This window comes from Paenibacillus sp. OAS669 (assembly GCF_014873645.1).
GTDB lineage: Bacteria > Bacillota > Bacilli > Paenibacillales > NBRC-103111 > Paenibacillus_S > Paenibacillus_S vulneris.
Genome location: NZ_JADBDR010000003.1, coordinates 328,704 through 355,439, shown reverse-complemented (window position 1 = coordinate 355,439; position 26,736 = coordinate 328,704). Strand labels below are relative to the sequence as shown.

Here is a 26,736-nt window from a genome sequence, read left to right as displayed (position 1 = left end):
TTTATTGTAAGCGGGCCCTGTGTTCAGCGAATACAGGTGATTTGTACGGATTAAAGGGGGGAATTTTTCCTAATGGCACTATGCTCTCTTGCATACGCCATAGGAGTCTGGCCGACATACTTTTTGAACAGCGCGCTAAAATGCTTCGTATCCTCATAACCGACCAGCTGGCTGACCTCCTGAAGCCGGTCGACGCCCCCGCTCAGCAGCTCCTTCGCCTTGCGGATGCGGTAACCGGTGATGTATTCGGAGAAGGTCGTGCCGGTCTGACTCTTGAACATCCGGGACAAGTAGCCCAGACTGATGTGATGATCGCAGGCGAACTGCTGCAGCGAGATGTTGTTCTGATAATGTTGATGAATATGCTGCAGCAGCATGGGAACAAGCCCTTTGGGATTCTCGTCTTGAGACTCATGTCCGCAATACAAATCAACCAGCTTCTCCTGCAGCCATTGCGTCAGCTCGGCATAGCTGCTGCAGCCGTTCAAGCTGCGCAAATCCTCCTGCCAATCCGTCCAGCTCACCAGCCCGCCGCTCGAGGCCGCAAGACGGTAATGCAGCGAGAACAGCATATCCTGCACGAACAGCTTCAGCTGATGCCTCGTCACACGCTTTTGAGTCAATTCCTCAATAATGCAATCCAGCACCTGATGTCCCTTGAGCAAATCGCCTTTTCTGTAATGAACGTCCATCGCGCGGACTTTATCCCACACCTTCAGCAGATCGGCCTCCTGCCGTTTCATGCCCGGAATAAGGTAAGCTGACATACCGAATACCGCCTGCTCCTCTATGCACTGCTTCATCTGCAAAAACAGGCTGCGAACCGGCTCCTTCTCCTTCTTAACGGCGAACGCCATCTGAAGATGCGCGGGAAGCCGCTTAAGACGATCAAAGAGATGGGACAAGGCGGACCGCAGCAGAGACTCCTCTGCCGGAAGCATTGGAAGGAGCAGCAATCTGTGCCTGGCATCCAGATCGACGCTGACCACGGTTCTCTCCGGGTCGCCGACATACTGCAGCTGTTGTTCCAGGGAATGAATTTCTTGATCTACCTGCCTCCAGATAGGCGGCGTATCTTTTGAACCTATCGAAAGCAGTACCATCCCGTACACAGAGCGGTTCACTTCGCGCTCAATCTCTGCCCTTTCAAGCCTGACTTCCTCCGACAGCAGCATTTGGGCAAGTGAGCCTGCGAACCATTCGCTCCTTCTTCTTCTTTCCTCCTCGATATGAACAAGGGCATGGTCGATGGCTTGAAACAAAGCCTCCTTCTTCACCGGCTTCAATAAATACTCCCCCACGCCGAACCTCATGCTCTGCCGGGCATATTCGAATTCATCGTGAACGCTCAGGATGATGCATTTGATCGAGGAATCCAGCTTGGCCAGCTCCTCAATCAGCTCCAGTCCATCGATTCCCGGCATGTTAATATCCGTCAGCACGAGGCTCGGACGCTGCCGGCCTGCTGCCGTTAAAGCATCATCCCCATTATCGAAGGCGTGAATCCGATGCCTGGTGCCATACTTGGCCAGCATCATCTGCTCCAGCTCCGCCAGAGCCCACCGCTCATCCTCCACTACAAAAATATTCATAGCGCAGCCTCCTCTGCCTTGCGGCTTTCTTTGACCTCCGTGACGAACGGTAAGACCAAGGAAACAGAGGTTCCTTCACCCGGCTTGCTGGCAACGGTTAACCCGTATTCTTTGCCGTAATACAGCTGAATCCGTTGGCGAATATTCAATAATCCGATGCCGTGGCCGGCATTCTCATAAAAATTCAGCGCATTGGACATCTGGAACGCTTTCTGCAGCTGGGCTAAGGTCTTGGCACTTATTCCTTCTCCGTTGTCGTGAACGGTGATCGTGAGCATCCCTTGGGCTTCCGCTGCACGAAGCGTAATGCAGCCTCCCGATTTGGTTCTGCGGAGGCCGTGATTAAAGGCGTTTTCGATCAAGGGCTGGACGGTCAGCTTCAGTATCCGGGCTTCGAGCAGCTCAGGCGGAATGTCACAGCAGAGCTGAACCCGGCTGCCGAACCGATGCTGTTGAATGTTGAAGTAATTGTAAATATGCTCGATTTCTTCCTGCAGCCTTACCGGATGCTGCATATTTTTCATACTGTATTGAAACAGTCCGGCCAGCGACTCGGAAATCTCGGCTACCTCTTCGATTCCTCTCAGCCGGCTGATCGATTTCATGATGTTCAGGGTGTTGTATAAAAAGTGAGGGTTGATTTGTGCGTGCAGAGCCGATAGCTGCGCATGCTTCTCCGCCAGCTTCGACTCATAGACTTCGTGGATTAGCCTGGAAATACTCTCCAGCATGTGGTTGTACATTCGGCTCAGCTTGCCGATTTCGTTGCGGCCGGAATAATCCATTCTGTGGCTGAAATCACCCAGCTCAACTCGCGACATGTTGCGCATCAGGTTGTTAAGGGGCCGCAAGATTTGATGAGACAGCAGGTAGGAAACCGCAGCAATCAATAGCATCGTCAGCACACCGACCAGAAGGACGATGTCTTGAATGCGTTTTTGCTTCTGAAGAAGCACATCCTTGGGGATGAGGATGACCGTATTCCACCCGGTATAGCCCGACTTGACGACGGTATACAAATACTCGGTATGCCTCCAGTTCAGCTCGCCCTCCGTGTCATTTCGGCTGAGCACGCCAGGTTCGAACATGTCCTGGGCACTCTCTGGGGCATCGCTCCCATTCTCGTAGATGATTCGGCCCTCGTCGTTAACCATCAGCACATTCATCGTATGCTGCATTTCATTCGCATTGGTGTTCGCCAGCACCATATTAAATGCATTTACATTGATATCGATTTGGGCAAAGCCGATAATGGTCTGGGTTGGGATTTTCGTAATTTTACGGATAAACGAAATCCCTTTCTCGGCATGCTGCTCATCTGTGTTGATTTCGTAAGAAGGCAGACTCACGAACGGCTTCTTGCTTAAGGACACGGTTAGTGCGCTCAACTGCTCCGGTGTCAGCTGGTTTCTCGGGCTCGGCTCCACCCGCTTGGAATATTGGTACAAATGGTTATCGAGCGAGTAGATGGAGATGCGCTGAACGTACGCTTTGGGATAAGAGAAATTGAACAAAATCGGATTCAGCTTGTAGCCCACAACCTCTTTCTCCACAGGATCGGTCGCTTTGTAAAAGTCGAACAAAATCCCCTGAATGGACGGGTCGATAGAGATGGCAAGCGACAGCTCCTCTATGTTCTGAATGTACAGATCGATCATTTCGGAAAACTGCTTGGAGATGATCTTCGACAAGGAAAACGTCTGATCTTTAATATCGCTCGTATTCTTATAATAAAAAATACCGCAGGTAATCCCTACAATGAACAAGGAGACGACGGAATAGGAAATAAACATCTTCGTCTTCAGCAGCTGATCATTCCAATAGCGCATAAGCGGCCTCCGCGAATAAGGGATTAGGAGGTTTCACGATATTTGCCCGGTGAGCAGCCTACCTCCCGATGGAACAATCGGCTGAAAAAGGCAGGGTCCTCATACCCGACGCGTCCGGCGATAGTAATCACCTTCTCATCGGTTTCCAGCAATAAATGCTTCGCCCTCTCGATGCGGATCCGGTGAATCATATCCACCACCGTCATGCCGAGCGACTCCTTAAAAATCCGGTTCAGCTGCCGCGAGCTGATATTGAATAGCTCACACAGGTCGGAAATACTAATTTTTTTATCGTAATAGCGTTCCAAATAGCCGCAAATTCTTCGGACAAGAAGCTGCTTTGCGCTGCTGCGCACATGCTCTCTGCCGCTTTGCCCTTCCGCATGACGGTATGCCCGGGACAGCAAAATAAGCAGCTCTACCATCTGAAGCCGAATAAGCGGCTCGAAGCCCGGCTGACGGTTCTCAAATTCATGGATGATCGTCTCCAGCAAAAATTGGGTGCGCGTCGCATCCTGACCGTTCAAATTCAGGCAGCGATGAAAACGCTCTCTTTTATCCAGAAAAGGATGCACGTAAAAATAGTCCATCGACTGCGATACGCCCAGCTCCTGCAGCCATTTGCCCTGAATCAGATCGGACAGGAATAAGCAATTGATGATCTCGATTTCCTTGCCGGGTTTGATGCTGTAAGTATGAACCTCCCCGGGATTGATGATGAACACGTCCCCCGAGCGGATATCGTAAAAGCTCCCTTCAAACACATGCTGCGCCTCGCCCCGAACGACATAGACCAGCTCGACGAAGTCATGCCCGTGCAGCAGCGGAACATGCTCATGGTCATGAAAAAAACGCCGGATCCAGAACGGAAACGACTGCTCTTTAATAAATTGGCTGCTGTGTAACTGTCTCTCCACTTGGAAAACCTCCTAACAGTTTTACAAAGTAAAACAAGCTTGGAAAGCAGCTGTACCGTCTTTCTTAAGGCACAAGGTCGGAGTTGTTCCCGAACGGCCTCAGGAGTTGCATCCTTTACTCTTATCATACGGTAATAATGGAGTTCCATCATGGTCATTTCAGACACTATTATAGCCTATTTGTACGCAAAAAAGCGGGAACCTTGTCGGTTGGGTAAGTGTTCGGTAAAAATAAAAACCTTATTCGGTTAAACCCGTACATTTGTGCGTGAGGAGGAACCGATGTGGGATTCCGGCCGCTGTTGAAGTCGTGTTCCTTGAATTATAGGCTTGCAGCGGTTGGAACACGAGCTTCAAAGGCGGACGCTTCCGCTCCTCCACCCCACATCGATTCCTCTCTTGTTCTACTTTTAGGCATGATCACTCGCATGATATAATTTGAATAACTTGTAAAACTACAAGCGATACTTTTTATAACTTTAAAAAAATACTTTCGAACACTTTTATAGGAGTTTCTAATGAGATATCTAAAATGGTGCATGATTTCTTTGGGCCTGTATACAGTACTAACCCTTCTCGCTTGGTTCATCGACGAGGTAGGATGGAAAAAGGGAGTAACGGAAGGAAGCTACCAAATCTGCGCGAACTTGATTTCCAACCTTCAATTCGTCTTTAAATTGCTGCTTGGAATCGATGATGTCATTAATTATAACTTTAGATTTTTACCGTTTAGTATGGGGGCTGTTGTTTGGTTGCTTGCCGCCATTTTCTTGTGCAAAAAAAGAATCCGGTCAGAAGAAGTTATACGTTGACAAAACAAGCGTACCTTTGCTACTATATTTTCAAAATTCAAACAAAATACAAGGCTATGAAGAGAACAGTAATTAGGAATCGTTATTTACAGAGAGCTCCTGTTCGGTGGAAAGGAGTAATAAGGATCTTAATGAACAAAGGCTCGGAGCCTCGCACGGATCTAGGATAGGTTCTTTTCTTAGTGATGCTGCGACGGGATCTCCCGTTATAGAGATAGGGTATAACCAATTTGCTTCCAAATTGCCGTACCCGAAAAGGTTGATATGGCGACATATCAATAAACCGAGGTGGTACCACGAAGCTAATAACTCTCGTCCTCAAGATCCATGATCTTGAAGGCGGGAGTTTTTTGGTTTTTCTTTTCAAATTGGAGTGAAAGCGGGGAAATGGAGATGCAAACCGATTTTTTGAAACTGGAGACGCATGAATTAAACACTATTCACCAAGAATTACTGGGGAAATACAATGAATACAAGAGCATGAATCTGAAATTGGATATGTCCCGGGGGAAGCCCTGCCCTGAGCAGCTTGAGCTATCTATGGAAATGCTGGATATTTTGAAATCAGACGAATCCTTTAGAGCAGCTGATGGTACGGACTACCGCAATTATGGAGGAGTCGATGGAATTCCCGAAGCGAAAGAGCTATTTGCTCAAATGCTCGGAGTGAGTCCCAAAGAGATCATTATCGGCGGTAATTCCAGCCTGAATATGATGTACGATACTCTGACCAGAGCCATGCTTCTTGGCGTCAGTGCAGGCGAACTCCCCTGGGGAAGGCTCCCCAAAGTGAAATTTCTTTGCCCAAGTCCCGGTTATGACAGGCATTTTGCGATATGCGAGCAGTTGAACATCGAGATGATAACAATAGACATGAATCCGGATGGCCCGGATATGGATACCGTTGAAGCTCTTGTTAGAGAGGACGATTCCATTAAAGGGATATGGTGTGTCCCCAAGTACAGCAATCCCGAAGGAACCACCTATTCCAATCAAACCGTGGATAGACTCGCCGGCATGGAGACAAAGGCAAGGGATTTCCGGATCATTTGGGATGATGCCTATACGGTTCACCATCTATCGGATACACCGGATCAGCTCAAAAATATCCTGACAGCCTGCAAAACTGCCGGAAACCCCAACCGTGTTTATCTATTCAGCTCTACTTCCAAAATAACGTTTCCGGGCTCAGGCGTTGCGATGCTGGCATCCAGTGAAGAGAATATTAATTTTATTAGAAAACAGCTTGGGGTTCAAACAATTGGTCCGGATAAAATAAACCAGCTTCGCCATGTTCGATTTTTACCGAGTTTGGATCATCTCAAGGCTCATATGCAAAAGCAGGCGGCTATTATCAAGCCGAAATTTGATTTGGTTTTGAAGCATCTTGAAGCTGAGCTGGGCGGCAAACAGATTGCCGAGTGGAGCAAACCCAATGGGGGTTATTTCATCAGTCTCAACACGCTGGATCATTGTGCGAAGGAAGTTGTAAGCATGGCAGCCGGACTTGGGGTGACCTTGACTAATGCAGGAGCTACTTATCCTTATGGAAAAGACCCGAGAGACCGGAATATTCGAATCGCTCCTACTTTTCCCTCCATCCATGAACTCCAATTAGCGATCGAGGTCGTGTGCATTTGTGTTCAAATCACCAGCATCAAGAAGATTTTGGCCGATAGGAAGTAAAGTAGTTAACGCATTGTCCGCGACCGGGGCAGTGCGTTTTTCTATTCTTTTTGTCTTTTGCTGCAGCTGTCATCTCTAGTTCTTCGTCCTGGAGTGCCGTACTGTCAGTCATATTCACATAGAAGCATTTCATACCTTTTACTATATCCAAACCACTCGCATGCCGATATGGAGGTTGAGAAATGAACGAGAACCAGAGAAATCGCCCTAGCCACGGGCCGGGAGAGGCTCCTTCTGCTTTTCATTCGCAGACGGTAGGCGAACGCGGCCCCATATTGGAGCAGGACAACGTTCTGCATGAGACGCTGGAGACTTTCATACATGCGAAGCTGCTGGAAAGACCCGTGCATGTCAAAGGCTATGGCGCATTCGGCTACTTTCAGACCGTAAATGCCATGACGGCGTATACGCAGCTTAGCTTCTTGCAGCATCCAAGGCAACAGGTCCCTGTCGCGGTAAGATTCTCCTTGGCCGTCAGCAACAAAGGCACGCCGGATACTTCACGCAACGTGCGCGGATTCGCCACCAAATTTTATACGGATCATGGCGTGTTCGATCTTGTCTGTAACCATCTCCCCGTGTTCTTGGTCCGGGACCCCATCCGCTTTCCGGAGTCAATCAAGGCCTTCCTGCCGTCACCCGTCAACAATCTCCTTGATCCTGAACGCTTTTGGGGCTTCATCGCCCGAGCGCCGGAATCAACCCATTTTCTCGTCCGGCTTTATTCCGATGCGGGTACTGTCAAAAGCCTCCGCCACATTCCGGGTCACAGCGTCAACACTTATGTCTGGAAAAACGCACAAGGTGTCCGCACCTATGTGAAATACCATTGGCTGCCTCTTGCGGGCATTCAATATATTGACCGTCATGAAGCGGCCCGGCTCGCCAGCGAGAATCCGGATTATGCCGGCAAGGACTTATTCGATACGTTAGCAGCGGGAAAGCTCGTCGAGTACGGGCTTTATGTACAGCTGATGAACCCCCAAGACGAATCCTCCCTCCCCTACGATCCGCTGGACGATACCAAGGTATGGGATGAGCGTCAGTATCCCCTGCACCCGGTCGGGAAATTAGTATTAAACCGCAATCCGGATCATTATATGGAGCAAGTAGAGAAGCTGGCCTTCTCCCCTTCGAACCTGCTGGAAGGCGCAGAGCTGTCAGACGATAAGATGCTCCAGGGACGCGCCAACATTTACTGGGATTCGCAGCGCCGGCGGCTCGGTCCGGACTTCCGCAAAATTCCGATCAATCACCAGCACAATTGGACGCCTGCTTCCCTTGCGACCAGCGGCAGCGGGAGATTCGTGGAAGGTCGCCTCGAGCGGTCCGACCTGCCCAAACAAGACGACTTCGCGCAGGCCGGTCAGTATTATCATGCTCTTGCACCAGTGCAGCAGGAGCACCTGGCAGATAACCTGGCCGCCGATCTTGCCAGCATATCTCCCGAAACGCAACGCATCGTGCTTGGCTATCTGCATCAGGCATCTGCCGAGCTAGGGGAACGGGTCGCCCGAAAGATTCAAACGCAAGCCAAGGGATAAGCCTTATTCGATGATTATAACAAAGTTCTCTAACGGTAAAGAAGCATCCAGACCAGGCGTCTGCGATGCTTCTTTGGCTTATTGCCTCATGCGGAAACGGTCTTTCTCCTTACGAAACGTCTGTCTGCCAAATAAAGAACGAACAGAGACAGCAAGACGATGCAAACCAGTATGCCGAATGCTTCGTATGAAAAGGGTGCCCCTTCCAACTGAAGCTGACTTGTGGAACGGTACTCAAGCCGCTTGGCGGCGAATTTCGCCGTCCGGATATCTTCCTGCTTCGCCAAATCCTCAAACGCAGGCTCCATCGCGAACCGTTCCGGTGAATCGCTATGCAGGTAAAGCTGCTCAGCCTTCCCGCCGTTCTCGTTCCAGCTTCGGATATCGCTCGCAGCCAGCTTCTTAACGTCCGGACCTACGAAAATCATTTTGTCGAGTTTCGGAGCATCCGCTAGTTGATATCGGGCGACCAGATTCAGTCCGTGCCGGGAAACGATCGGCTCTCGTTTGCTTGATACCGTTATGGTTGTCGTCGTGCCGGAGGCCCCATACGTATCAAAAGCCGAGGATAACATCAGCTCGTCGGCCCCGTCATATAGCAGAACCCCGTTCTTTTTCTTGCTCCATTGAAACGCGTTGTTCAATACATAGACGATATCGCTTAATCCGGCCGTGAAAGGCTCCATTTGCGGACGCTGAACAAAATGATAGGAAGGGTAATTCATTTCCTTCGCCACTTTCGCAGCTGCCGGCTCTCCCTTTTGCCTCGATATGACGTACAACGCAGCATCTATCCCTGAAGTAAGTCCCGCCGAAGAGATTACATTACCGTCATGCACGTAACGCTGATCCCTTTTCCAAGAAATCTCGGTATATTTCTTTTCCAATCTCCCGATATCTCCCCAATGTGTTGCTGCAGATTTTCCGTTAAGAAGGCCGGCATCCGCCAAATTCTCCGCCCCATTGCAGATCGACAGCAATGTCGTTTCTTTGCCGGAATGCTTCTTTATCCATTCACGTACAGGCCTGTATTTATCCTCATCCAAGATCGGCATGAATGGAATTACGATGATATCCGGACCTTTGCCTGTTAATTGATCCAATTCATCGAAAGTGACATGCGGCACGACATCTAGGCCGCCAGTCAAAGATTTGATGTTTTTGTCGGGAGCTGCCGCAAATACATTGTACTCCCCCGTCATGGAGAACATTTCGTAGGGTACAAGAAAATCGAACACCTCGGTCACTTCGTTTGCTAATACAACAGCCACGGTCTGCTTTTTCGAATCATAGACAGGAGCTTGGACGCTTTGTAAAGAAGCAGGAACCGGCTTATCATAGGCTGACATCGCCTCCTGCATCGTGCTTACAAAACCGATCGCTCCAGACCCTCCCACAACTAGAACCATTACGCACACATACACGATGAAACGCCATACTTTTTTCAATTTCCTTCTCACCCTTTTTTAGTTAATTATTAAATGTTATTAACTTTAACAATTTAAGTGTAGTGTGAGAAGACTAATTAATAAACTCGGCTAGGGACTATATTTTTCCACGACTATGGTCCAGGTAAAGGTTGGTTTTTTCTCCAAATTAGCAGCTAAAAGCTCCGTATATAATCATAACAAACCGGCCCTTTGCTGAATATGACTCGATAGGGCTATTCGCTTATAGGTCTGACCAGATGGCCACGCATTATCCCTGCTTACCAAACATAAATTTATATACAAAATGGGTATAGGAGGGGAGAGTGTCGATTAGTGCCAGTACATCCACCTATCTTGAAACGTGGCGATACCATTGGAATAGTAACCTTGGGGAGTCCTCTTCATTCTGACACGATCAATACTAGTATTTCTTTTTTACGTAACATGGGATTTCAAATTGTTGTAGGCAACTATGTCTATTCAGATGATGGATTTCTTGCGGGGACGGATGAACAAAGAGCATCCGATCTAATGGATATGTTTAAGAATCCAAAAGTGAACATGATTCTTCCTACTAGAGGAGGGGTTGGAGTTCTGGGAATTCTCCCTTATTTGGACTACGAAGTCATTGCTGCGAATCCAAAAATACTTACCGGTTACAGTGACATTTCCGTATTAATGAATGCCTTATATCAATTTTCTGACCTGGTTACGTTCTCCAGCTTGCTGCTTTTTGATTTTAGGGCAACGACTCCAGCATATAATTTCGATCAATTTTTTGAGGCCACTTCTAAAGTCGTCGCCCCTAGGGCTATTCGAAACCCTCCCAATCGGGTACTTTCCAGTAAAGTTGCTGGCAATGTGACAGGGCCAATTGTCGGAGGTAATCTTTCCTCCATAGTGGATACACTTGGTACCACATATGAAATCGATACGAAAGGAAAAATTGTGTTCCTAGAAGAAACACATGAGCCCATAAACAAAGTGTATCGAATGATCAATCATTTAAAAATTGCTGGGAAGTTTAATGACTGTGCCGGTATTGTCATGGGGGAATGTACAGAATGCCAAACGGCCTATGGCACATCTTACAATGATCTGATAGACGAGGTCTTAGTTCCAATAGGTAAGGCGCTTATGACCAACCTGACGTCCGCTCACGGAATCTATAAGGCTGCCATACCTATTGGAGCTGTGGCTAACTTAAACACCTATAATAATACTTTGACCGTTCTTGAACCAACGGTTAGTTTATAGGATACAACAACTATTTGATTAGACGGCGTGCTCCCCAATAATGGGAGTCATAATAGGGTGTACCGAATAAGGTGCTGATTTTTACTTCTCTCGTTCCCATGGTTCCAGCTTGTAATATCTTGTTATCGCCAATATAGAGGGCCACATGGGACACCCCTGCTTGGTAGGTACCACTTAGGAACACCAAGTCGCCTTTGCGTAACTGATCGGCTGGAACATACTCTCCTAGCTCGCTCTGCATGGAGGATGAATGAGGAAGCTCCATTCCAATCTCTCTAAACATATACTGAGTAAAGCCGGAACAATCAAATGCTTGGTACGGCTGATCTCCTCCAAATACATAGGGAACTCCTAGCTGCGTCATTCCTTTGGCAATCATTGCATCTGCCTGTGCTTCCCAGTTTTGCTTATGTCCATTGGGCAAGTTTAGGACCAGACCCTCATAAATATTATTCGGATCAATGTTAGGGTTTATTTCCACTAAACTGGATAAACTTACGCCCTGCCGATCGGCAATTGTCCAGAACGTATCACCGTCTTTAGCCGAGTACTGATCATATGTAGCTGCAGATGCAACGCTAGAAAACATAATACTTATGGCTAACGCGGAACTCAAGATGACAGATTTCTTCATTGTAACCTCCTAAGTCGTATTAGTCTTAATGTAATACCTCCCTAGTTTTAACCTTAACATCAATCTTTTCGGGTGGGTACACTCAAAATATGGTAACTAATTGTATTACGTTGTTAATGGAGCTGCCTGATATATCCCGTAGCTCCATTTTTTTCAAAAATATTATTTGCTTTGTGCAAGCAAATAAATTAAACTTAGAGCAACCAACATAAATTAATTTTACTAGGGTGGTGTTTATTTTGACGAAGAGCCGCAATGAGCTGCGCAAGCTGGCTCTAGGAACTCTAAAGCTAGTGAAAGAGTTCCAGCATGCACAGGATCGAAGGTCCGATCTGGATCGAGTGACGTTCGAAATCCTGATGCTCGTTAAAATCCGCGAGCAAATTCGCTTGACGGATATAGCTAAAGAATTGCAAATGAATCCCTCCTCAATTACTAGACGAATTCAGAGTTTGAAACAATTAAACCAGATTTCCGTGATTTCCGACCCAAATGATCTCCGATCAAGTCTCATCTGCCTAACCGAAATTGGCGAAGAGATGCTCAAGGAATTCTTCGAAAGAAGTGTCGATGGGCTGGCCGATATTCTTATGGAATGGAACGATGATGAGATTCGGGTACTTGCCGATCGTTTGACACGTTACGCCGATGCAATGGAAACATGGCGGACATCAACTGCCAACACCCAGGAAGGGGTTAAAGATCATGGAGAATAAGGAAAAGCTTCAGCAAAAACAGTATGCGAACCCAGGTAATTTCAATGCACGAATCTATATGCACCGTATGTTCAGCACGAACAAATACCCGTGGCCGTGTTGGATATTCGATCAGTTCAAGCTAAAGGAGCCTGCCAAGGTTCTCGAGCTCGGGGGAGGCAACGGGTTACTGTGGATGGCGAACGCCCAGCGGATTCCGGCACACTGGGATATTACCGTTACGGATATTTCTTCAGGAATGCTGGAGGATGCCAGGGCAAAACTGGATGCTTTAAGAGGCAGACTTCACTTCGAGGTCATGGATGCCGAGCAGCTCCATTATCCTGACGGTACCTTCGACATCGTCATCGCCAATCATATGCTGTATCATGTGGACAGAAGAAAAGCCCTATCGGAGATTAAGCGGGTTTTAAAAAAGGACGGCACCTTCTACGCTAGTACGGTAGGCAACCGGAACATGCTGGAGATGAGAGAGATCATCAATGCGTTCGATCCCCACTCCAAGTACAATGAAGTGCTCGGCTCCATTGAGAGCCGCTTTTCTCTTGAGAATGGGAGAGAGCAGCTATTAGAGTATTTCAGCGATGTAGAGCTTCATTTGTATGAGGATTCATTGCTGGTAACGGAGTCCGATGCCATTGTGAACTATGTATTGTCTATGAATGGATTTTCCCCAGATCAGGTTGTTCTGGACCCCGGGATGGCGGATCGGTTTAAACAATTTATTGATCAAAAGATGGCTCAGTCCTACGGCCAAATCCACATTCAGAAATCCTCAGGTATTTTTATCAGCAGCAATCGTTAGGGTTATAAACCATGCCCTCATTTGCTTACAACAGCGGGTGGGGGTATCTCGTCTTAGTGAAGATGTGAAATATATTCTAGGGCTGTTGTTCCATATACGCTTTTAAAGTGTTTATTTAAGTGGGTTAAATCGAAAAAACCACATGCAGCAACCGCTAAATAAATATCTTTATTTTGTTCAATTAACTGCTTGGCGCGTTCTACCTTGCAATTAAGGAAGTATTGGTAAGGGGAAATTCCAGTATGAGCCTTAAATAACCGGATAAATTGAAATTTGGATAAAGTAAGCTCTGTACATATCTCATCCAGCTTGAGGACTTGTTCCAAGTTGGCATTTCGCTGCATAACGCCTCGTCTTTATCGCCTAATATTGCTTTAGAAAGGCTAACCACCCGTTCTCCTAGTCTATGATCGTACACAATAGGAGTGGAAAAGCGCACAATCCCCTTCTTCCCGACCGTCCATGAAAAAAGTACTACCTTTGGATTTAGAAACTGCATCATAAAGCCGGATAAAAAGGTAGCCGTCTGGTTTCCTGCAGGATTGGACGAATCCGATTTACACATGAGATAAGCTAGATATAGCATGTATATGCTCCCAACAACCTGCATCGCAATTACTATTTTCGGTATGACCGTTAGTAGCAAGTTATTCAAAACAGCAGAAATCACAAGCAATAAGCCAAAACCGGCCGCTGCACCGTACGAATACTGCATGGCTTGCTTTGCCCCAAAATGGTTAACGGTGGACAAGATGACGAGATTAGTAGGTCCCGGTGTAAAAGTAGCAATCACGCAGTAAATCAAAAAAGATGTCATATCCATGAGAACGCTCCTTTCAAGCTCTTCTCATATCCATTTATACGGTGAAAGGTATTTGTATCCGTCGCAAAAAAGCACCAGGCCCGGCATCAAAGCCAAACTGGCGCTCCATACACGATTCATCTCTTACCTATCACTAATGAAAGCTTCATTTATAACGGCGGATAAACTCCACCGCTTTGCGAATATCGGCCTCTGGCTGCGCGCCGACTTCCCGCTCGATCGTTAAATAGCCTTGATAGCCGATCTCCTGCAGGGCAGCAAAATAAGCGTCGAACGGTACCTTGCCCTCCCCTAACGGCACTTCTTTAAAAATTTCGCCGGAGGATACCATCTGCGCGATTTTGCCGTGATCCATAGGCTCGAAGCCAAGTGCACCGTACACTTCTCTCGGATCGACTTCACGGAAACGGATGCCGTCTTTGACATGCGTATGAACAATGTAATCCTTCAACAAATGAACCCCTTGGACCGGGTCATCGCCGGTCACCATGACCATGTTCGCCGGATCGAAGTTGACGGAAACACCGTTCGTGCTGAGCGAATCGAGGAAATGCTTCAAATGGGCCGCACGCTCCGGTCCTGTCTCGATAGCAAAATAGGCGTTCAAGCTCTTGGCATACTGCCCGAGCTCCTCACAGGCGGACTGCATGCTGTGGTAGACTTCGCTTAGCTCGTCCTCCGGTACAATCCCGATATGCGTGGTCACGATGTTCGTACCAAGCTCAAGCGCCAAATCCAGAATCCTCTTCGACTTCTCCACCTTGGCCGCATTAGCCGTACGATCCTGGAAGCCATGTCCGCCGAGATCGCCGCATAGAGCAGAAATTTCAAGACCGAGAGAAGCGATATAAGCTTTCAGCTCTCTTCGCGCATCCGCCGACAAAGCAGCCGGGTCCATCTCCCCGCTCACCGCATAAATTTGCACGCCGTCGGCGCCAACCTCCTTCGCCTTTTTCAAGCCTTCACGCACACCGATACCAAAGCTGTCGACAATAACGCCGATACGATTGGACAATGCCATGCTCCGTTCCTCCCTGCTTATCCTTGATTTTATTTTCCTTCGATTCTATTTTACCCCTTTACGGCCCCTGCCGTCATTCCTTTCATGATCTGCTCCTGAAATAGCAGGAACACGATGATCGTCGGCAGCACGGCAATGGATAATGCGGCCATCGTCAGCTTGTAATCCGTGGAATAGCCGGTAGCGAACACTGAGAGACTGAGCGGCAGCGTTTTCAGAGCGGGCTTGCTGATAAACACAAGTGCAAACGCAAAATCGTTCCAGAATCGTAAGAAAGCGAGAATAGCGACGGTAGACAGCGCAGGAATACTAAGAGGCAGCATGATACGGAAAAAGATGCCCCAGTACCCGGTTCCGTCCATTAGCGCAGCTTCCTCAATTTCTTTAGGAACAGAGGTCAAATATGCGGCGGTTACGAATATAGCAAGCGGCAGCTCAAACGCGGTGTAGGGCAAAATCAACGCCCCGTAGCTGTCCAGCAGCCCGATTTTTTTCATAATAATAAATAGCGGCACCAGCGTGCTGTGAATGGGAATCAGCATGCCAAGCAGGAAAAGTCCCATCATCAAAGGCTTCAGCTTGAACTCGAATCTTGCCAATACATAAGCTGCAAGCGCTCCAAGCACCAGAGTAAGCACCAAGGAAGCAATAGTAACAATGGTAGAATTAATAAGCGAAACGCCCATACCGGATACTTCCCAAGCGCGGCTGAAATTATCCCAATGCCACTGCGACGGTAATGAAAAAGGAGCCGAGAAAAACTCCTCATTGTTTTTGAACGCACTCATGAATAACCAAAATAACGGGTAAAGCGTAACTAAAGCGTAAAGCGTGAGCATGATGTTGATGGAGCCCCTCTTTACCTTTTGCCCGGTTTGCCCTTGAGGGAAGGCGGTCGTCTTCACTACATATCCGGATTCCATCGTATTCCCTCCCATTCGTTTATCTCGTTTCCCGCTTCATCAAATATTGGCTTCCCACAATCAAGGCCAAGCTCAGAATAATGATCGCCGTCGACACGGCGCTGCCGTAGCCGTAACGGAACACGTTAAACGTATTATTGTACATATAAGAAGCGAGCAGCTCCGTGGAATGAGCAGGACCGCCGCCGGTCATCACATAGATCAAGTCGAAAGCCTTCAAGCTTCCGGAAATGCATAGAACGACCGCAACCTTGATCGTATCCCAAATCATCGGCAGTGTAATGACGAACAGCTTGCGCACCGGACCGACACCGTCGATCTGCGAAGCATCGTCAATTTCCGGGGAAATGTTTTGCAGCGCAGCGATGAACATAATCATGTACGGACCGATATAATTCCAAATAATCGGCACCATGATGGCATACATCGAAATTTTCGGGTCGGAGAGCCATGCTTTTTTCCACGAGGCAAGACCCAGGTTTTCCAGCAAAAAGTTCAGAATCCCGATTTGCGGATGATAGATGTAGCCCCAAATAATCCCTACCACTACGGATGAAAGCACCATCGGCATAAAAATGGAGGCGCGGATCATACGTTGAAACAGCGTGTTTTTCAATAATACAATGGCAAGCACCAAGGCAATGGGCACCTGGCCGAATACGGATGCCGCCACGATCAGCATATTGTTTTTGAACGACCTCCAAAAAATCGGATCCTTGATGACCTCCGCATAATTGTCGAAGCCGATAAACTTCGCAGCTCCGATCCCCTTCCAGTCAAAAAAACCGTAATAAGCGGACCAAAACACCGGTATGATAACAAAAAAAGCGTATAGCACAAAGGCCGGAAGAAGCGCAACTGTTATGAACCCCCGTATGCGTGCCGCTGATGTCATGACTTCCCTCCTAAAGTTTCGCGTTAGCGAAACTGGCTATGTTGGCGTGGGCGGTGAGAAACCCTAATTTATGAAATTTAATTTTACTCCGCTGGGGTATCCCCCTCCGGCCGCTGTTGTTATCGGGAAATATTTAATTAATCCGCCTTTTTAGCGGTGAATTCCCGATAACAAAGGCGGTCGCTATCGCTCCTGCAGGGGATACCCCACCTATTACCTTAAATTTTCAAATAAAGTAGGGCTTACCGCCAAGCCTAGTTTCGCTAACGCGAAACTGACCTATTAAATATAAATGTAGTTTCAAGTGTGGGCGATACTCGGCCAGAGAAGCCTGCCTCCCCGCGAAATTGGCTAAAACGGAGGTGAGATATGCCTCGGAAGAGCGAAAGCGTCCGCCTTTGTTACCAGGAAAAAAACCTATAAAATAATTAATTCAAATTTTCCTGGTAACAACAGCGGCTGGAGGGGCATATCTCACCGGAGATATATTAGCCAATTTGCCCCACACTCGGCTTCTCGCCAGCTGATTCACCCCAGCGAAACCAATGGCCCCAGCCTTTCGCCAAGACTGGAGCCATCTGCTGTCCTGCTACATTATTTGACTCCCACCGATTTCGCCTGCGCTTCCTGAATCTTCTTGGCGATATCCTCCGGCTTGCCGCCCATCAGCAGCTCCTGCAAGCCATTGTTCACTACATCCGCTGCCGCAGAGCTCAGCACGCCGTCGTATACCGGCGTTCTTTTCACTTTGCCGAGCATTTCATAGACTTGCGCAAACAAGGAAGATACTTTCGTCTTATCCAGCTCTACCTTGTAGCTGACCAGCTGATTGCTCTCCAGAGTGGACTTTTGAGCGGCAGGGCCGGATAACGCATAGATCAATTCATAAGCCGCATCTTTGGCTGCGCCGGTTGTTTTCTTGCTCATGCCGAGACCGGTGCCGACAACGCCGGACAGCGAGTTCGGATCGCCTTTGCCGCCTGGCACGGACGGAAGTACGGTGACGGCCATGTTATCCAATGTTTCTTTGGATGCGCTCGCCGCAAGATTGGTCAACGCCCAGCCGCCGTCGATCATCATCGCCGCCTTGCCCTGTGCGAAATACTGCTCCATTTGCGTATTGTCGATGCTGTTGAAGCCCTCCTGGAACGCTCCCGCTTTGCCGAGCTGCTGCAGGTAGGTCAATGCTTGAATGAATTCCGGGTCGGTGAACTTCGCACCTTTTTGATTGGCGGCGTTCAAGAACCATTCGGAGCCGGTGACACGATCGGCCAGCGAGCTTAAAATACTCGACTGGGCCAGCCAAGCCGCTTTATTCCCCAGCGCGATAGGCGTAATATTGTTCTTTTTGAACGTTTCCACGAGACTCATCATGTCATCCCATGTTTTTGGCGGCTTCACGCCATATTTATCGAAGATTGATTTGTTATAGTAAAGGATCGACGTCGGGGACAATCCCATCGGAGCGCTGTACGTCTTGCCATCGATAGTGAAATCGTCGAAGGAATTCGGCAGGAAGCCATTTTTCCACTCCGGCTTGCTGTCCAGCAGCGCATTGATCGGCTGGAGCAAATCGCCGCCTACGAACTCTTTGGTCATAACCCCAGGCCACATGACGAACAAATCCGGCATTTCGTTTGCTGCAGCAACCGTTTTCAAACGGGCTCTATAGCCATCGGGCGGAATCCCCTGAATATCCAGGTCCACGTTCGGGTGGTCTTTCTTGAATTGCTCCATAATGGCTCTCATGTTTTTGGCACGAAGATCGTCGCCCGTGTAGTTATGCCATAAGGAAAGCTTTACCTTGGCCTGCGCTTTATCTTTGCTGCCGCTGTCTCCAGCCGCTTTGCCGTCCGTACCGGTTGAACCACAGCCGGCCAGAAGAGCCGTTGCCATAACCGCTGTCAGTGCTGCCGCCGCCGCTTTTTTCATATTGTTATACCCTCCTTGGTCTTCTCTTTACAGCTTTAAGTATAGGGGACAGTCCCGGCATGCAAAACGGGAGAGACTTCGGAGTGATGGGGGAATTTTTTCAGCCTTTTGACAGCTGGCGATAGTCCGAAGGGGTATGCCCCGAGTATTTCTTGAACTGCTGGCCGAAATATTTGATGTCCTCATAACCGACGCGGTTGGCGATTTCGCTGATTTTGGCCTGAGAGCCCTGCAGCCATTCGGCCGCCTGCCTCATCCGTTCCTGGGTTACAAACTCGATATAGGTAAGACCCGTCTCTCTCTTGAACACTTCGCTGAAATGGTTCGGGTTCAAATGGACGAACTGCGCCACCTGCTGAAGCGATAAATTCTTATCCAGATTAGCTTTGATATAGGCGATGGATTTATGAATGTAAGAGAACTTGCTCTCCGCCAAGGACTCATGATAAGCGGACATCATTCCCGACAGCAGCCGGAACACATCTTCTTCGGGCTGGCCAGGCGACTCCCAGGTAAACAAATGGGCGGCAGGCTGTGAACGTCCATGCTCTTGACCGCCTGCCAAATCCCCGGCACACGAACCAGCCCTCTCCAGCCACCGGTGCCCTGATAAAAGGATCGACTGCAAATAAGCCTGCAAAGACAGAGCCGTCACGGATACGTCCTCCATTTGGGAACGCACCTTCTGATTCACCCAGTGCCGCAGCTCCGTTGGATTATTGCTCATCAGGATGGCGGAAAGCTCGGCCTCCTCCTTCTGGGAGCACACGGTCCTGCCTCCTTTGCGCTCTTTCACTTCATCGATCGTATACAGCCCTCGCTCCCCAGCCAATCCCCGGAAAGAAAACACATGCTCCGCCTCCAGATAGGACATTTTGAGCCCGGCGTAGTCGTTGACGGCACAGCCCGCCGCTGCATAGACGGTGCACTTCAGCGTCTGCTCCACCCGGAGCAGCGCACGCTCCAGCACTTCGCGGTCCGCTATGTCAGGCGCTGCAGGCAGCACAAGCATGATCCGGTCCTTCTTAAGCAGCGTGACGGAAGGCAGCAGCTCGAACAGCATATTTTCGGCGGCACCAAGTAAAAGTCTTGCGAGCGGGTTATCCCCCCAGCCCAAAGCAGATACGAGCATAACCCTCATAGGCGCAGTCTTACCCTGCGGCTGCTGCAAGCCGTTCTTGCAAAACCAGACCTGCAATTGCTCAGGAACGCTCTCCTGTTCCAGCCCTTGTATAATCAACTGCTCCAGCAGCTGGCTGCGCAGTGCCGCCGTTTGGACCGTTTCCTGTTTAAGCGCCTCCCACTTCTCCAGAATGCGCTGCTTTGCCTTCAACGCAGCCTTAATGATTTCCTCAGGACGGCTCGTCTTGAGCAAATAATCTGTAACCCCTTCTCTTAGCGCCTGCTGGGCATAAGTAAAATCGTCATAGCCGGTTAGAATGACAATTTCCGTGTCAGGCAGTATGGCCTTTACCTTATGCGCCAATTCGATTCCGTCCATACCGGACATGCGAATATCGGTCAGTATAATATGCGGCTTTTCCACCGGAACCCGCTCAAGCGCTTCTTCCGCAGAGGAGGCCGGCGGCAGCAGCTCCATCCCGAGCTCCTTCCAGTCGATCACCGTGCACAATCCGGTGCGGATGATCACCTCGTCATCTACAATCAAAATTCTCATGTCAATTCCTCCCCTATCGGAATGGTGAACGAGATTTTCGTTCCTTTTCCAGGCTCGCTGTCTATCTCTAGCCCCGATTCATGGCCGTAATGCAGGAGCAGCCTCTGATGGACATTGCGCAGTCCGTAGCTGGCTCTTGGTTTAAGCATCCCCGTTCGGGTATCCTCCGCCTTTATGTTTCTGCGGATTTCCCTCAGTCTGGCCGGCTCCATGCCAATTCCCGTGTCTTCCACCACAAATTTCATCCGCGATGCTCCGAGCAGCTCGCCGTGAACGTATACGTGGCCTTTTTCTTTCCGCTTCTGAATCCCGTGAATGACGCTGTTCTCGATCAATGGCTGCAGCAGCAGCTTCAGCATCGGGGTTTGCAGCATGGCAGGATCAATGAAAAACTCGATTTCGAATTGCTCCGGAAAACGGATCGATTGGATATAAGCATAGTTTTGCGCGTGAGCCACCTCCTGCTGGACGGGGCAAAACTCCTCCCCCTTATTCAGGCTGAATCGGAGAAAATCACTCAAGGCGCCTACCATTTCGGCAATTTGCCGGTCCTTATTCATCAGCGCGATCCAATGGATCGACGACAGCGTATTGTACAAAAAGTGCGGATTGATCTGCGCCTGCAGCGCTTGAATGTCCGCTTCCTTCTTCATTGCCTCGTTCTTCTGCACCTGCTCCTTCAAACGCTGGATACGGTCGCTCAGCTTGTTGTAGCTGCGCAGCAGCAAGCCGACCTCATCCGTGCTCCGCACCTCAAAGTGAGGGATCGGCTCATCCGGATTGATGTCCTTCATATTTTGGGTCAGCCTGGTCAGCGGACGTGTCACCCATTGCAGAAAATAAATGACAAGTCCGGCCGCCATAAGCAAAGCAAGACCAACCGCTACGGCCGTTACCATCAGCACATAGCCGTTCTGCTTCATGTAAATTTGGGTCGGGATAAAACCGACCAGCTTCCACCGCTGTCCGGGGATCGTGTAATACAGAATGGTTTTCTGCTCCTTCCCCGTCCCGTAATTCAGAATGCCGCTGTCTTCCTCCATCTCCCCTATATCCGGGAAGAGATCCGTAATCATATGATTCAGCCACTCGGGCTTGCCGCTCGATAATACCCGGCCCTGCTGATCCAGCAGAAGCACGAAGCCGCTCGATTCCCACCCCGCTTCCGTCAAATACCGGGCGATCTCAGCCTCGTCAACGCTGATGGAAATCATTCCGAGACTCTTAAAATTGTTGGTGCTACGAACAGGCCGCACAAGGGAGATGACCTTCTTCAAGCCCTCCGTCGTCTGATTCTCGTACAGGGGCGTCCACCATCGCGTGCTGCTGTGGTAAATCTGCTCATTTTGCTTCAGCACCTCGGGAAGCCCGGACTGGAGTACGGTTGTGTTGGAAAGCGGTGGCTTTCCTGTGTCGCTTGTAATCGTAATGTTCGAAATATGCTTTTTGGAAAAGGCCAGATTGGTTAAAAAGCCGACGTTCAAGGTGAACCGGACGACATCCTCTTTTTCATCATCCAGGTAGGCTTGAATATCCCGCTGCCCGATAATGAACAGGGACATGCTCTCCACATCCTCGATAATAAAATCCAGTTTGCCCCCGATCTGCCGCAGCGTGTTCATCCCGGACTGCTTGGCCTTGTCCTCCGTAATGGAGGTGGCGATCGTATAAGAGACGACCCCGGTTAATAACAAAGGCAGCAGAATCGCCAGCAGCAAAAACAGGGACATTTTTCGTTTTAACGATTTCCCGAACCAGCGCCACATCATAGATTCCCCCAGGCATCTTCATTTTGTAATCGCATACATCATTCCATCGTATACTACCATACTTTTTTTCTTTTAAACAAACTTTTTGTTTGACTTTTGAAAAGGTTGTGATACTATCGTTCTCAGAAAGGTCCCCGGATGACCGGGAGAAAGGAGACGCCCTTCGTTATGGAGCATATTCGCGAGGAAGCCGAATTTCTGAACAGCCTGGTGAAAGGAATTGCCGCTCAATTCGGCGACAACTGCGAGGTCGTGCTGCACGACCTGACGGGCTCGTATGAAAGCACAATAACAGCGATCGAGAACGGTCATATTACCGGCCGAAAGGTCGGAGATCCCGGCACGAATCTTGGCCTGGAGCTGCTCCGCGGCAATCATGTGGACGGCAACAAGTTCAATTATGTGACCCAGACCAAAGACGGCCGCATTCTTCGCTCCACCTCCATCTACATGAAGAACAGCGAAGGCAAGACGGTCGGAGCGCTGTGCATTAATTTTGATATTACCGAGCTGATGATAGCGGAGAAAACACTTCAATCCCTCACCTCCACCGGATTGCAGACTGAAGTAAAGGAGTCGTTCGTCAGCAACGTCAGCGATCTGCTGGATGCCTTGATTCAAGAAGCGCAGGAGCAGATCGGCAAGCCTGTCGCTGTTATGACCAAGGAAGACAAGATGAGGATGATTCAGCTGCTCGACCGCAAAGGAGCCTTCCTGATTAAAAAAGGCGGAGAAAAAATTTGCGGCTATTTGAATATATCCAAGTATACCTTGTACAACTATTTGGAGGAAGGCAAAACACTACTGGAAACAGAAGGGAATGAGGAAGCATGAGCCCTACCGTTGCTTCGTCCTTTGTACCGGAAACGCCCTGTATCATCATCCAGGATGAGATCATGAAGCACAACATTCAGAGCATGGCGCATACAGCCCGCCGGCATCAAGTCCGCCTGCGGCCCCATGCCAAGACGCACAAGATGCCCCACGTTGCGCACCAGCAGATTGAAGCGGGAGCCGTAGGCATTACGGTAGCCAAAGTCTCCGAGGCAGAAGTGATGGCGCAGCACGGAATCACCAGCATCTTCATTGCTTACCCGCTTGTCACCGAATCCAAAATCGAGCGCGCCGCAGCTCTGAGCAAGCAAATCGACCTGATTCTCGGCGTAGACAGCGAGGAAGGCGCTCTGCTGCTGTCGCAAACGGCTGCAAGGCTTGGCCATACGCTGAACGTACGGCTTGAGATCGATACAGGTTTGCGGCGGACGGGGGTATTGTACGAGGATGCCCTGACTCTGGCTGCCCGCATCCATGGGATGGAAGCCCTGCGCCTTACCGGTATTTACACGTTCCGCGGTGCGTTGATGAACAAGAAGCCCACTCTGGATTTGAAAAGCGCCGGTGAGGAGGAAGGACGGTTGATGGTCGGGCTCGCAGACCGGATTCGTGCCCAAGGCATTCCTATTACCGATGTCAGCGTCGGCTCCACCCCGACAGGCGCATACGCTGCAGCCGTTGAAGGCGTTACCGAAATTCGCCCGGGCACCTACGTATTTCAGGATCGGATGCAGGCCCGCTTTGGCGTCTGCGGGATAGAGGATTGTGCAGGCAGCGTGCTCGTCACGGTCGTGAGCCGTCCATCGGCAGATCTGGCCGTCATCGACGGCGGCAGCAAGACGTTCGCGACCGATGTGCAGCCAAACACCGAGCCGCTCCTGCTCCAAGGCTTCGGCCATGTCGTCGGCCTGGAGGATGCCATATTGGAGCGAATGTCCGAAGAGCACGGCATGCTGCGGCTCGGTCCTGACGCACAGCGTGCCGAATTGAAGGTTGGAGACCGGCTGCATATTATTCCTAATCATATTTGCAGTACCGTTAATTTGCATAATCGCGTCTTTTTCCAGCAAGGAGACCAGCTTGTACCATTCGACGTACTGGGGCGGGGAATGCTGGAGTAGAGCATGGAAGGAATCACTTTCCTTTGGTAACGGGTCCATACGATGGATAGGTGGGGTATTCTCTTGCTTACGAAGTAAGTTATCCTTTAATAATCTTTCAAGCGTCTGCTTTTGTTCTCGGGAACCCCGCTGTAAAGCGAATAGAATCAAATTTCCCAGGAACAACAGCTGAGGGCTTTGCGCAGCAAAGCCTGCTTCGGAAGCTTGGCCGGAAGCGATACCCCACCGGGATACCGATGCTATGTTTCCATTTCTGCAGGCTTTTTAACACATTTCAGGTTTTACTTGCATAGACCTCGCCTTTTATCGTCGGAAAATTTTGAATATTCCAAATAAACTACGCCTTAAGGAGGGCTATATAGCGCATGCTGGATCTAATCTTGAAAAACGGACGTATTGTCGATGGAACAGGCAACCCCTGGTTTTTCGGGGATGTAGGCGTCAAAGACGGGCAAATTGCAGCTGTGGGGCAGCTGGATATGGAGGCGCACGAGACGATTCATGTCCATCGGCAGGTGATCTCCCCCGGCTTTATTGACGGCCACTGTCATTCCGATCTTATGATTCTGGATCATCCGTTCAGTGAAATAAAAATCCGCCAGGGCGTAACGACGGAAGTGGTCGGCAACTGTGGGCTCGCTCCCGCTCCATTCGTCCGGGAACAGGCAGAGCTGCTGCAAAGCTATGTTCAGCCGGTGCTTGGGAGAACATCCTGGGAATGGCCTTGGGAAACCGTCGAGCAGTACATGCAAACGCTTTCTAAATCTTCTCCTTCGGAGAACATCGCTACCTACGTAGCTCATGGGGCGCTTCGTATCGCGGTGATGGGCTTTGCCAATCGCCCGGCGACCTCCCAAGAGCTGAAGCTTATGAAGCATATGCTGGAGGAAGGACTGAAGGCCGGTGCCATCGGCTTTTCTATCGGACTGCTGTATGCACCGGGAAGCTATACGTCCAAGGAGGAAATCGCCGAGCTATGCTCCGTGCTGCCCAAGTACAATGGACTGTTCTCTACCCATATCCGCGGCGAGGGGAACAATCTGATTCCTTCCGTCAAGGAAGTCATCTGGATTGCCGAGAAAGCCGGCGTTTCCCTGCACATCAGCCATTTAAAGGCAGCGGGCAAAATCAATTGGGGCAAAGTGCTGGAAGCGATGGAGCTCATAGAGGAAGCACGCTCCCGCGGGCTCGATGTTACCTGCGACGTGTACCCTTATAACGCCGGCTCTACGACGCTGACGACCATCCTCCCTCCATGGGCGCTGGAAGGAGGCATTGAGAGCGTGCTTGAACGCTTTCGGGACCCCGGCTTACGCCAACGCATCCGCGAGGAGCTGGGACAGGAGCAGCAGGACTGGGATAACCTGGTGTGCTCCACCGGCTGGCAAAGCGTCTTTATTTCCGCCGTGCACAACGAAGCGAACCGGCATCTCGAAGGCAGGCACTTGGCTGAGATCAGCGAGGAACGTGGCCAGCATCCGGCCGATTGCATGATGGATCTGCTGCTTGAAGAGCAGGGCCGCATCTCTATCGTCTATTTCCATATGGCCGATGAGGATGTGAAGCAGGTCATCGGCTACGAACGGTCGCTGATTGCGTCTGACAGCCTGACCTGTGAGACGGGCAAGCCGCATCCGCGGCTGTACGGTACTTTCCCGCGCGTCTTTGCCAAGTATGTGCGGGAGGACAAGGTGCTCACGATGGAGCAAGCCGTGCGCAAGCTGACATCATTCCCGGTGCAGCGCTTCAAGCTCGGCAAACGCGGCCTGCTGGTCCCCGGCTATGCCGCCGACATTGCGGTATTCGACCCGGAAACGATTCAGGACAACGCAACCTTCGAGGATCCGCGCCAGTACCCGGCAGGTATTTCGCATGTGCTGGTCGGCGGAAAGCCTACGCTGCTCGGCCATCGTCATACCCAGGCCAGAGAAGGCGCTCTGATCCGGGCGCATCACTGCTGCAGTCATTAGCCCTTATTCCTTTATACAAAGAATCATTACATGATCAAATCTAATGCCAATGGAGGTCATCATTTATGAACAAAGTCGAACAAAAATTACAGGACATGGGCATCGTCCTTCCCCCATCCCCGGAGCCGCGTTTCACCTACGTTCCATGCAAGCGCACAGGCAACCTGCTGTACTTATCCGGGCAGGATTGCCGGATCAACGGAGAGCTGATGTATGAAGGCAAGGTAGGAAGCGACCTCACCATCGAACAAGGCCAAGAAGCAGCGCGTCAGGTTATCATTAACTGCCTGGCTGTACTAAAAGGGTACCTCGGCGATCTGGACCGCGTCGTTCAAATCGTCAAGCTGCTCGGCTTCGTGAACAGCGCGCCCGGTTTTGGAGACCAGCCCTACGTTATGAACGGCGCCTCCGACCTGCTGGTCGAAGTATTCGGAGAGAACGGCCGCCATGCCCGCTCCGCTATCGGAACGAGCGATCTGCCCTTCCATACGCCGGTAGAAATCGAAATCATCGTGGAAATCCGCGACTAAGCGATCCCTTGCGAGTAT

General features: G+C 49.9%; 23 protein-coding genes and 1 other annotated feature. Of the genes, 10 read left to right on the top strand and 13 right to left on the bottom strand.

The window, feature by feature from the left end; translation table 11 throughout:
- Window positions 1–50 precede the first annotated feature (50 nt).
- Genes GGC63_RS09470 through GGC63_RS35095 form a run of 3 tightly spaced genes read right to left on the bottom strand, consistent with a single transcriptional unit; the run spans window position 51 to window position 4,338 of the window.
- Window positions 51–1,592: a response regulator gene (locus tag GGC63_RS09470; protein WP_192702074.1), complete on the bottom strand. Its 1,542-nt coding sequence runs from the start codon at window positions 1,590–1,592 to the stop codon at window positions 51–53.
- Window positions 1,589–3,421, bottom strand: a complete 1,833-nt coding sequence (locus tag GGC63_RS09465; RefSeq protein ID WP_192702073.1) for a sensor histidine kinase — start codon at window positions 3,419–3,421, stop codon at window positions 1,589–1,591. The genes GGC63_RS09470 and GGC63_RS09465 overlap by 4 nt, the downstream gene beginning before the upstream one ends.
- 23 nt (window positions 3,422–3,444) lie before the next feature.
- The gene (locus tag GGC63_RS35095) at window positions 3,445–4,338 is read right to left on the bottom strand and encodes an AraC family transcriptional regulator (protein ID WP_079912473.1); all 894 of its coding nucleotides are present in this window, start codon (window positions 4,336–4,338) and stop codon (window positions 3,445–3,447) included.
- A 518-nt stretch (window positions 4,339–4,856) separates the two neighbouring features.
- On the opposite strand from GGC63_RS35095, the gene GGC63_RS09455 reads away from it, so the two are divergent.
- From GGC63_RS09455 to GGC63_RS09445, 3 genes are all read left to right on the top strand, one after another.
- Window positions 4,857–5,150, top strand: a complete 294-nt coding sequence (locus tag GGC63_RS09455) for a hypothetical protein (protein ID WP_192702072.1) — start codon at window positions 4,857–4,859, stop codon at window positions 5,148–5,150.
- A 47-nt stretch (window positions 5,151–5,197) separates the two neighbouring features.
- Window positions 5,198–5,473 (top strand) — a binding site (T-box leader).
- A gap of 64 nt (window positions 5,474–5,537) precedes the next feature.
- Window positions 5,538–6,836 carry an aminotransferase class I/II-fold pyridoxal phosphate-dependent enzyme gene (locus GGC63_RS09450; protein ID WP_192702071.1) on the top strand — a complete coding sequence of 433 codons (1,299 nt, stop codon included), beginning with the start codon at window positions 5,538–5,540 and terminating at the stop codon, window positions 6,834–6,836.
- Window positions 6,837–7,018: 182 nt separating this feature from the next.
- Window positions 7,019–8,380 (top strand): catalase, encoded by a 1,362-nt coding sequence (locus GGC63_RS09445; protein WP_192702070.1) that lies wholly within the window; start codon window positions 7,019–7,021, stop codon window positions 8,378–8,380.
- A gap of 86 nt (window positions 8,381–8,466) precedes the next feature.
- Here GGC63_RS09445 and GGC63_RS09440 read toward each other — a convergent pair whose 3' ends face one another.
- Window positions 8,467–9,828 (bottom strand): DJ-1/PfpI family protein, encoded by a 1,362-nt coding sequence (locus GGC63_RS09440; RefSeq protein WP_192702069.1) that lies wholly within the window; start codon window positions 9,826–9,828, stop codon window positions 8,467–8,469.
- Between the two features lie 315 nt (window positions 9,829–10,143).
- Here GGC63_RS09440 and GGC63_RS09435 point away from each other — a divergent pair, with 315 nt between their 5' ends.
- Window positions 10,144–11,067: a S66 peptidase family protein gene (locus GGC63_RS09435; protein ID WP_192702068.1), complete on the top strand. Its 924-nt coding sequence runs from the start codon at window positions 10,144–10,146 to the stop codon at window positions 11,065–11,067.
- A 10-nt stretch (window positions 11,068–11,077) separates the two neighbouring features.
- Here the strand turns inward: GGC63_RS09435 and GGC63_RS09430 are convergent, their stop codons facing one another.
- Window positions 11,078–11,701, bottom strand: coding sequence for a LysM peptidoglycan-binding domain-containing C40 family peptidase (locus GGC63_RS09430; protein WP_192702067.1), 624 nt, complete (start codon window positions 11,699–11,701; stop codon window positions 11,078–11,080).
- 239 nt (window positions 11,702–11,940) lie between these two features.
- Here GGC63_RS09430 and GGC63_RS09425 point away from each other — a divergent pair, with 239 nt between their 5' ends.
- The gene (locus tag GGC63_RS09425; protein ID WP_192702066.1) at window positions 11,941–12,417 is read left to right on the top strand and encodes a MarR family winged helix-turn-helix transcriptional regulator; all 477 of its coding nucleotides are present in this window, start codon (window positions 11,941–11,943) and stop codon (window positions 12,415–12,417) included.
- On the top strand, window positions 12,407–13,222 hold the full coding sequence (locus tag GGC63_RS09420; RefSeq protein WP_192702065.1) for a class I SAM-dependent methyltransferase: 816 nt from the start codon (window positions 12,407–12,409) through the stop codon (window positions 13,220–13,222). The genes GGC63_RS09425 and GGC63_RS09420 overlap by 11 nt, the downstream gene beginning before the upstream one ends.
- 53 nt (window positions 13,223–13,275) lie before the next feature.
- Here GGC63_RS09420 and GGC63_RS35090 read toward each other — a convergent pair whose 3' ends face one another.
- The 8 genes from GGC63_RS35090 to GGC63_RS09385 form a co-directional block, all read right to left on the bottom strand.
- Window positions 13,276–13,521, bottom strand: coding sequence for a helix-turn-helix domain-containing protein (locus GGC63_RS35090; RefSeq protein ID WP_318781020.1), 246 nt, complete (start codon window positions 13,519–13,521; stop codon window positions 13,276–13,278).
- On the bottom strand, window positions 13,422–14,045 hold the full coding sequence (locus GGC63_RS35085) for a LysE family translocator (RefSeq protein ID WP_192702064.1): 624 nt from the start codon (window positions 14,043–14,045) through the stop codon (window positions 13,422–13,424). Before GGC63_RS35085 ends, GGC63_RS35090 begins: the two co-directional genes overlap by 100 nt.
- A gap of 145 nt (window positions 14,046–14,190) precedes the next feature.
- Window positions 14,191–15,066, bottom strand: coding sequence for a sugar phosphate isomerase/epimerase family protein (locus GGC63_RS09410; RefSeq protein ID WP_192702063.1), 876 nt, complete (start codon window positions 15,064–15,066; stop codon window positions 14,191–14,193).
- 50 nt (window positions 15,067–15,116) lie between these two features.
- Window positions 15,117–15,905, bottom strand: coding sequence for a carbohydrate ABC transporter permease (locus tag GGC63_RS09405; RefSeq protein WP_225948100.1), 789 nt, complete (start codon window positions 15,903–15,905; stop codon window positions 15,117–15,119).
- A gap of 103 nt (window positions 15,906–16,008) precedes the next feature.
- Entirely contained in the window at window positions 16,009–16,884 is an 876-nt protein-coding gene (locus tag GGC63_RS09400; protein ID WP_192702061.1) for a carbohydrate ABC transporter permease, read from the bottom strand.
- 594 nt (window positions 16,885–17,478) lie between these two features.
- Window positions 17,479–18,816, bottom strand: coding sequence for an extracellular solute-binding protein (locus GGC63_RS09395; RefSeq protein WP_079912460.1), 1,338 nt, complete (start codon window positions 18,814–18,816; stop codon window positions 17,479–17,481).
- 100 nt (window positions 18,817–18,916) lie between these two features.
- Complete coding sequence (locus tag GGC63_RS09390) at window positions 18,917–20,494, bottom strand: response regulator (RefSeq protein ID WP_192702060.1); 1,578 nt, start codon at window positions 20,492–20,494, stop codon at window positions 18,917–18,919.
- Complete coding sequence (locus GGC63_RS09385; RefSeq protein ID WP_225948071.1) at window positions 20,491–22,263, bottom strand: sensor histidine kinase; 1,773 nt, start codon at window positions 22,261–22,263, stop codon at window positions 20,491–20,493. The genes GGC63_RS09390 and GGC63_RS09385 overlap by 4 nt, the downstream gene beginning before the upstream one ends.
- 168 nt (window positions 22,264–22,431) lie before the next feature.
- Here GGC63_RS09385 and GGC63_RS09380 point away from each other — a divergent pair, with 168 nt between their 5' ends.
- The 4 genes from GGC63_RS09380 to GGC63_RS09365 all read left to right on the top strand — a co-directional run bounded on the left by GGC63_RS09380 (window position 22,432) and on the right by GGC63_RS09365 (window position 26,718).
- Window positions 22,432–23,097 (top strand): transcriptional regulator, encoded by a 666-nt coding sequence (locus tag GGC63_RS09380; protein ID WP_192702059.1) that lies wholly within the window; start codon window positions 22,432–22,434, stop codon window positions 23,095–23,097.
- Window positions 23,098–23,159: 62 nt separating this feature from the next.
- Window positions 23,160–24,218: an alanine racemase gene (locus tag GGC63_RS09375; RefSeq protein WP_264082021.1), complete on the top strand. Its 1,059-nt coding sequence runs from the start codon at window positions 23,160–23,162 to the stop codon at window positions 24,216–24,218.
- Window positions 24,219–24,583: 365 nt separating this feature from the next.
- Window positions 24,584–26,188 (top strand): N-acyl-D-amino-acid deacylase family protein, encoded by a 1,605-nt coding sequence (locus GGC63_RS09370; RefSeq protein ID WP_192702057.1) that lies wholly within the window; start codon window positions 24,584–24,586, stop codon window positions 26,186–26,188.
- Window positions 26,189–26,253: 65 nt separating this feature from the next.
- On the top strand, window positions 26,254–26,718 hold the full coding sequence (locus GGC63_RS09365; protein WP_192702056.1) for a RidA family protein: 465 nt from the start codon (window positions 26,254–26,256) through the stop codon (window positions 26,716–26,718).
- Window positions 26,719–26,736 lie beyond the last annotated feature (18 nt).